This window comes from Streptomyces sp. NPDC001980, assembly GCF_040296885.1.
Lineage (GTDB): Bacteria > Actinomycetota > Actinomycetes > Streptomycetales > Streptomycetaceae > Streptomyces.
This window is the reverse complement of the sequence record NZ_JBEOYD010000074.1, coordinates 22,361-29,341: the sequence shown is the minus strand read 5'-3', so window position 1 is coordinate 29,341 and position 6,981 is coordinate 22,361. Positions and strand designations below refer to the sequence as shown.

At 71.9% G+C, this 6,981-nt stretch carries 7 protein-coding genes; 2 read left to right on the top strand and 5 right to left on the bottom strand.

Annotated elements, in window-relative coordinates:
* The coding region (locus tag ABT137_RS49070) for a DUF305 domain-containing protein (protein ID WP_351720156.1) at positions 1-648 on the bottom strand (648 nt) is incomplete at its 3' end.
* A gap of 82 nt (positions 649-730) precedes the next feature.
* Entirely contained in the window at positions 731-1,138 is a 408-nt protein-coding gene (locus tag ABT137_RS49065) for a DUF6153 family protein (protein ID WP_351720154.1), read from the bottom strand.
* A gap of 327 nt (positions 1,139-1,465) precedes the next feature.
* Between ABT137_RS49065 and ABT137_RS49060 the strand changes: the two genes are divergently transcribed.
* Both ABT137_RS49060 and ABT137_RS49055 read left to right on the top strand, forming a co-directional pair.
* Positions 1,466-2,689, top strand: a complete 1,224-nt coding sequence (locus ABT137_RS49060; protein WP_351720152.1) for a metallophosphoesterase — start codon at positions 1,466-1,468, stop codon at positions 2,687-2,689.
* A 219-nt stretch (positions 2,690-2,908) separates the two neighbouring features.
* On the top strand, positions 2,909-3,631 hold the full coding sequence (locus tag ABT137_RS49055; protein ID WP_351720150.1) for a lysophospholipid acyltransferase family protein: 723 nt from the start codon (positions 2,909-2,911) through the stop codon (positions 3,629-3,631).
* Positions 3,632-3,702: 71 nt separating this feature from the next.
* Here the strand turns inward: ABT137_RS49055 and ABT137_RS49050 are convergent, their stop codons facing one another.
* From ABT137_RS49050 to ureG, 3 genes are all read right to left on the bottom strand, one after another.
* Positions 3,703-5,307 carry an alpha/beta hydrolase gene (locus tag ABT137_RS49050; protein ID WP_351720148.1) on the bottom strand — a complete coding sequence of 535 codons (1,605 nt, stop codon included), beginning with the start codon at positions 5,305-5,307 and terminating at the stop codon, positions 3,703-3,705.
* 131 nt (positions 5,308-5,438) lie between these two features.
* Positions 5,439-6,200, bottom strand: a complete 762-nt coding sequence (locus tag ABT137_RS49045) for an urease accessory protein UreD (protein ID WP_351720161.1) — start codon at positions 6,198-6,200, stop codon at positions 5,439-5,441.
* On the bottom strand, positions 6,197-6,877 hold the full coding sequence (ureG, locus tag ABT137_RS49040; protein ID WP_351720146.1) for an urease accessory protein UreG: 681 nt from the start codon (positions 6,875-6,877) through the stop codon (positions 6,197-6,199). Before ureG ends, ABT137_RS49045 begins: the two co-directional genes overlap by 4 nt.
* Positions 6,878-6,981 lie beyond the last annotated feature (104 nt).

The window sequence follows — 6,981 nt, the reverse complement described above, 5'->3', positions numbered from 1 at the left end:
CGCCACCGACCGGCTGCACCGCTTCACCCCGGCCGAGCGCTGGATCCACCGCACGACGGCGCTGTCCTTGATCTCGGCGTTCTGAGCGGTGACGATGTCGCCGGCCATGCTCGTGGCCGGGCCGTACTCGCCCTTGGCCTGCTCGGTGCCGGCCATCTCCACCGCGCCCTGGTGGTGCTGGACCATCATGGTCAGGAACATCGTGTCGAAGTCCGTCCCCTTGGCCTGCTTCAGCATGGTCATGTCCTTGTCGGACATCATGCCGGTCATGCCTGCGTGGCCGCTGTGGTCCATGCCCGCCATGGGCACGTCCTCGCCCCACGCCTTGAGCCAGCCGGTCATGGTCCTGATCTCCGGGTCCTGGGCCCTCTCGATCCGGGCCGCGAGGCCCCTCACCTGAGTGGAGGAGGCACGGTCGACGGCGAGGCCGGCCATCTCCAGGGCCTGCTGGTGGTGCGGGATCATGCTCTGCGCGAAGGACACGTCCTGCGCGTTGTGCGCACCGGCGGTAGCGGTGGCGCCGGCCGCCGCCGAGTGCGACGCGTGTGCGGTGTCGGCGCCGTCGTCGCCGCTGCCGCACCCGGTGAGGGCGAGGGCGGCGGTCGCGGTGAGCGCGACGAGGACGGCACGGGTACGCGTGGTGGTCATGCTGGGTCTCCTGCGATAGGTCTGTGTGGGCACGCGGGAGCACGACCGCTGCGCTGTGCGCGCACGGCCGGCTCGGGTACCTCTAGATCCGCAGGAGCTGGAGTTCGGCCAGGTCGGGGGGCGCCCGTGCGCCGTCCGGTGCCGTGGCCGGGTGGGAGGGGGCCAGGCCGTCGCTCGCGAGCACGGGGACCGGGTCCGGGACCAGCGCGGGCAGCGCCGGTCCGCCGCTGACCGCACCGGAGGCGCAGGTCGCGTCGGCGTGGTGCGCGTGGTCGCCGCCGCAGTGGCCGTCGTCGCCGGAGCAGCCGTCGTACGCGGTGACCACGACCGCCGTGTGGGAGACGGCCCGCTCGTGCCCGCCGTGCATTCCCATGACACCGCCGGGTGCCAGCGCGTGCATGCCGAACAGCCCGGCCAGCAGCCCCAGCACGAGCAGGGCGCGCCACCGCCGGTGCGGCGGTCGGGGGGCGGGCGGCTCGGTGGGGCGCATCGGGGCCATCCTATGCACACCCTGAGAACCGGCCGGCCCCGGCACACCCCGGACGGCCGCTTCGCGGCACCGATGCCGTACGCCGACTGTGCGTGGTATTCCGCTGACGCCCGCCGGCCGCCCGGCCGCGGACACTGGACAGGTGGCCCAGCGGCGCGGCAGGTCGCGGCAGGTCAAGGCGGTTCCCCCGTGCGTACCGCGACAGGCCCCCCGGCAACTGTCGCTCGGGGGTCCTGTCGTGCGCGTCGGCATGTCCGGGCGCCGGATCCGGCCCGAGGACGACCGGATACAGTGCGCGAGACGGCAGCCTGGTCAGAGAGGGGCAGCGTGACCGACACCAGCGACACCCGACCCGCCGACAGCGCAGCGCAGGCTCCGCGGCCGAGCCGACTGCACCGACTGATGCGCTACATCCCCCTGATCGCCCCCGTCCTGCTGTGGGCCGTGCCCTGCTGGGTACTCCTGTACGCCGGCCAGCACTGGCCGCTGCCCGTCTCGCTGGCCGGCACCGCCCTGTTCGCCCTCGGCCTCGCCGGTATGCCGCTCGCGATGGTCCGCGGCCACGGCCGACGCCAGCAGGACCCGGCGGCAGTGGTCGGTGACACCCTGCTGGGCACCAGCTGGGCTCTGTTCACCTGGTCCGTGCTGCTCGGCGTCCTCCTGCGGCTCGCCCTGACCGTGGCCGGCGTCGGCGAGAGTCAGGACCGGGCCCGCATCGTCACCTGGGCCGTCCTCGGTACCACCGCCGTACTCCTCGCCTGGGGGTACGCCGAAGCCCGCCGCGTGCCACGCGTGCGCCGCCTCGACGTGCAACTGCCGCGACTGGGTGCCGGGTTGGACGGCCTCCGCGTCGTCCTCATCACCGACACCCACTACGGCCCGCTCGATCGCGCTCGCTGGTCGGCACGGGTGTGCGAGACGGTGAACACCCTGGAAGCCGACGTGGTCTGCCACGCCGGCGACATCGCGGACGGCACGGCCGAACGCCGCCGCGCCCAGGCCGTCCCGCTCGGTACCGTGCGGGCCGCCCGGGCCCGTGTCTACGTCACCGGCAACCACGAGTACTACAGCGAGGCCCAGGGCTGGGTCGACCTGATGGACGAGCTGGGCTGGGAGCCGCTGCGCAACCGCCATCTGCTGCTCGAACGCGGAGGCGACACCCTCGTGGTCGCCGGCGTGGACGACGTCACCGCCGAGTCCTCCGGCCTGGCGGGCCACCGCGCCCACCTCGCCGGAGCCCTGACCGGCGCCGACCCGGACCTCCCCGTCCTGCTCCTGGCACACCAGCCCAAGTTCGTCGACCGGGCGGCCGCCGCCGGCGTCGACCTGCAACTCTCCGGCCACACCCACGGTGGCCAGATGTGGCCCTTCCACCACCTGGTCCGCCTCGACCAGCCCGCCCTCGCCGGCCTCAGCCGGCACGGCACCCGCACCCTTCTCTACACCAGCCGCGGCACCGGCTTCTGGGGCCCGCCGTTCCGCGTCTTCGCCCCCAGCGAGATCACCCTGCTCGTGCTGCGCTCCCCGCACCCGCCCACCTCGCTGCGGTAAGGAAGGCACTCTCCGGTGTCCGCTCGTAGTGACTCACCCTCATATCGCTGAGACACTGAGCCGAAGATCCAAACAGTCTCCGCCACACCTGTTCCAGGTACGTTGAAGCTTCCCCGAACAGGCCCACACCCCATGTCCGGGACGGGCGAAGACAGCCGCCGCCAGAGTCCGACCCGCCGCCCAGCCAACCTGGGGAAATGAACAAGTGAGGGGCGAGCCGTGTTCTACTACCTGCTCAAGTACGTACTGCTGGGGCCGCTGCTGAGAGTGGTGTTCCGGCCGCGGATCGAGGGCCTGGAGCATGTGCCGCCGACGGGACCGGCGATCATCGCCGGCAACCACCTCTCCTTCTCCGACCACTTCCTGATGCCGGCCGTCCTCAAGCGGCGCATCACCTTCCTCGCCAAGGCCGAGTACTTCACGGGGCCGGGGGTGCGGGGCCGGCTGACCGCCTTCTTCTTCCGCAGCGCCGGGCAGATCCCGGTGGACCGCTCCGGCAAGGAGGCGGGCCAGGCCGCGATCCGGGAGGGGCTCGGGGTGCTGAGCAAGGGCGAGCTGCTCGGCATCTATCCGGAGGGCACCCGCTCGCACGACGGCCGCCTCTACAAGGGCAAGGTCGGGGTGGCCGTGATGGCGCTGCGGGCCGGTGTCCCGGTGATCCCCTGCGCGATGATCGGCACGTTCGAGGCGCAGCCGCCCGGCAAGGTCATCCCGAACGTCCACCCCGTCGTGATCCGCTTCGGCAAGCCCCTCGAGTTCTCCCGCTACGCCGGGATGGAGCACGAGAAGGCCGTCCTGCGCGCCATCACCGACGAGATCATGTACGCCATCCTGACCCTGTCCGAGCAGGAGTACGTCGACGAGTACGCGGCCGTCGTCAAGGCCGGGCAGGCGGCGAAGGGCGAGAAGGAGCGCAGGTTCCCGCGGGCGCCGCTGAGTTGAGGCGGTGTACGGAGGAGTGAGGGGCGGCCGGAGTGTTCCGGCCGCCCCTCGTCGTCGTACGGGAGCGGTGGTTACGGCTGCGGGGTGGCGTGCGGGGTGCAGGTGACGTCCGCGCCGTCCAGCGTGCCGGTGAGCAGGTAGGTGTCGACGCGGCTGTTGATGCACGGGTTGACCAGGCCGGTCACGCCGTGCGAACCGGCGCCCTGCTCGGTGATGAGACGGGAGCCCTTGAACCGCTTGTGCAGTTCGACGGCGCCGGGGTACGGAGTGGCGGCGTCACGCGTGGACTGCACGATCAGCACCGGCGGCAGGCCCTTGTGGGTCTTGACGTTCACCGGGGTCTGCTGCTGGACCGGCCAGGTGGCGCACGGCAGGTTGAGCCATGCGTTGGCCCAGGTCATGAAGGGGTACTGCGTGTTGAGCTCGGTGTTGTCGCGGTCCCACTTCTTCCAGCTGGTGGGCCACTTGGCGTCGGTGCACTCGACGGCCGTGTAGACGGCGTTGCCGTTCTCCGAGGTGATGTTGCCGGCGGTGTCGGTCAGGTCCGGGGCGGCCGCGTCGACCAGGGCCTGGGTGTCACCCGCGACGTACTTGCTGAAGACGGTGGCGACCGGGACCCACGAGGAGTCATAGTACGGCGCGCTCTGGAAGAAGCCGATCAGCTCGGCCGGTCCGACGACCCCGCCGATCGGGTTCGCCTTGGCGGTGGCGCGCAGTTGGAGCCACTTGGCCTGGACGGCGTCCCGCGTGGTCCCCAGGTGGAAGGCGGAGTCGTGTGCGGCGACCCAGTCCTCCCAGTCCTTCCAGCGGCCCTCGAAGGCGACGTCCTGGTCCAGGTTGGCCTGGTACCAGATGTTCTTCCGCGACGGGTTGACGACGCTGTCGACGATCATCCGGCGGACGTGCCCCGGGAACAGCGTCCCGTACACCGCGCCGAGGTAGGTGCCGTAGGAGACACCGAGGTAGTTGAGCTTCTTCTCGCCGAGCGCGGCCCGGATGACGTCCAGGTCGCGGGCGGTGTTCGCGGTGGTCATCTGCTGGAGCATGGCGCGGCCGGTGCGCTCGGCGCAGCCGTCCGCGTACTGCTCGGCGAGCTTGCGCTGTGCGGTCTTGTCGGCCTCGGTGTCCGGCACCGGGTCGGCCTTGGGGGCCTTCACGAACTCCTGCGGGTCCTCGCAGGAGATGGGCGCCGAGTGGCCGACACCGCGCGGGTCGAAGCCCACGAAGTCGTACGCCTTGGAGGCGTTGACCCACAGGGGGTTCTTGTTGGTGACCCGCAGCGGGAAGCGCATCCCCGAGCCGCCGGGGCCGCCGGGGTTGTAGACGAGCGCGCCCTGGCGCTCGGCCGGCGTCCCCGTGTTGCCTATTCGGTCGACGGCGAGCCTGATCTGCTTGCCGTAGGGCTTGGTGTAGTCGAGCGGCACGCTGACCCAACCGCACTGGACGGGCTTGGTCAGGGCCCAGTCGGCCGGGCAGTCGGCCCAGTCGATCCCGGCCTTGGCGGCCCGTTCGGCCGCGATCGCCGCGCCCTGCTGCGCGCGGTCCTGGCCGCCGTGCCGTGCCTCGGCGCCGGCGGCGGGAACCGCGAGCGCACCGGTGATCAGGCTGGCCGTGACGAGCGCTCCGGCCGAGCCGAGCGCCAGCACCCGGCTCCTCGATCTGTAGTTGTCCCTCAAGTGGGCCTCTCCCCGGACATCATGACGAATGGTCAGGGGAGATCCTTCCGGCTGTGAGGTCCCTGAGAACAGGGCCCAACAGCCGATCTTTACCAATCCGATAACCGGACGCGCACGTCCCGCTGAGCGGATCAACCGCCCAACTGGGCCAACGCCTCGTCCAGGACCCGGCGCAGCCGCAGCGCATCGCCCGCCACCGCACTCACCAACACGGCGGGCCCGGCGAGCGGAGTGAGCGCGGCACCCTCCCCCAGCATCCGTGCCCCCATCGCCTGCACGGCGAACTCCGGCCTTACGACGACGAGTTGCCCCACCGCGCGGTGTCCCGCCAGCACGGCGGGCCCGTCCCAGCCACCGGGCGCCCCGGGCCCGCAGGCCAGCTCCTGATCGAGGACAGCCCGTCCGGCCACGCGCACGGTGAGCCGACTGCTGAGCCGCCCGGGCTCCTCCCCGGCCCGCCCGAGCACCTGCTCCTCCCGCACGACGAGCCGCCCCCGTGCCCCGACCTCAACACGTGTGGAGACGCACAGGTCACTCCCCTTGGCGGAGATCAGCTGCTCCGGCAGCCACCGCAGTTCACCTCCGTCGGCGACGTCGAGCCGAACGTCGTACCGAGCCTCCTCCTTCCCCTGCCCCGGCAGGGCGATGGTCGCGGCGGCCGACCCGACACACAGCCGGGCCCCTTCCTCGACCCGGGCCTCGATCCCGAACCGGTCCCCGCCGAGCGGCCCGCTCATCGCCCCGACGACCAGCACCCGGGCCTCGGCCCCGCTCCCCCGGGTGCGCCGCAGGGCGAGCGGTCCCTCGCCCTCCAGCACCGGAAGCGAGGTACCGCCCCGCCCGTCGTCGCGGGCGACGATCCGAGCGACGGCGTGTACCCCCGTCCCCGTCATACGGTCCACGCGGCGAGCCGCTCTCGCACCCACGCGGCCACGTCCGCGACGCCGTCCTCGCTGCGCAACGACTGGAAGACGACGGGCAGTTCGGCCCGCTGTGCCTTGGCATCGGCGGCCATCCGCGCCAGATCCGACCCGACGTAGGGCGCCAGGTCCGTCTTGTTGACGACCAGCAGATCGGCGGTGGTCACCCCCGGTCCGCCCTTCCGCGGGATGTCGTCGCCTCCCGCCACGTCGATCACGAAGATCTGCGCGTCCACGAGCCCCTTGGAGAAGGTGGCGGTGAGATTGTCCCCGCCGGACTCGACGAGGACGAGGTCGAGCGGCCCGACCTCGTCCTCCAGGTCCTCCACGGCTTCGAGGTTGGCCGAGATGTCGTCCCGGATCGCGGTGTGCGGACATGCCCCCGTCTCCACGGCGCTGATCCGCTCCGGCGGCAACACGGCCTCCCGGAGCAGGAACTCGGCGTCCTCGCGGGTGTAGATGTCATTGGTGACGACGGCAAGGGACAGCTCGTCCCGCAGGACCCGGCACAGGGCGGCGACGGTGGCGGTCTTCCCGGACCCGACGGGCCCGCCGAGCCCGATCCGAAGGGCGCGACGGGACCCGTCGGGCCGGTGTGCGTCGGCGCTGAGGGCGGCCGGGCCGTGGTGGTGATCGTGGTCGAGATGCATGTGCGGCTCCTTTTCAGCAAGTTTTGTGTTTCACCCGTCCGGTGCCCGAGGACGAAGGCCGGTCCACGCCCCCACCCACCAGCCCGTCTGGGGGTACCCCCTCC

Bases quoted from the DNA above. Each gene is read 5' to 3' on its own strand.
- ABT137_RS49045 (WP_351720161.1), bottom strand. From the start codon at position 6,200: ATGACGGGGACGGGGGTACACGCCGTCGCTCGGATCGTCGCCCGCGAC.
- ABT137_RS49065 (WP_351720154.1), bottom strand. From the start codon at position 1,138: ATGCGCCCCACCGAGCCGCCCGCCCCCCGACCGCCGCACCGGCGGTGG.
- ureG (WP_351720146.1), bottom strand. From the start codon at position 6,877: ATGCATCTCGACCACGATCACCACCACGGCCCGGCCGCCCTCAGCGCC.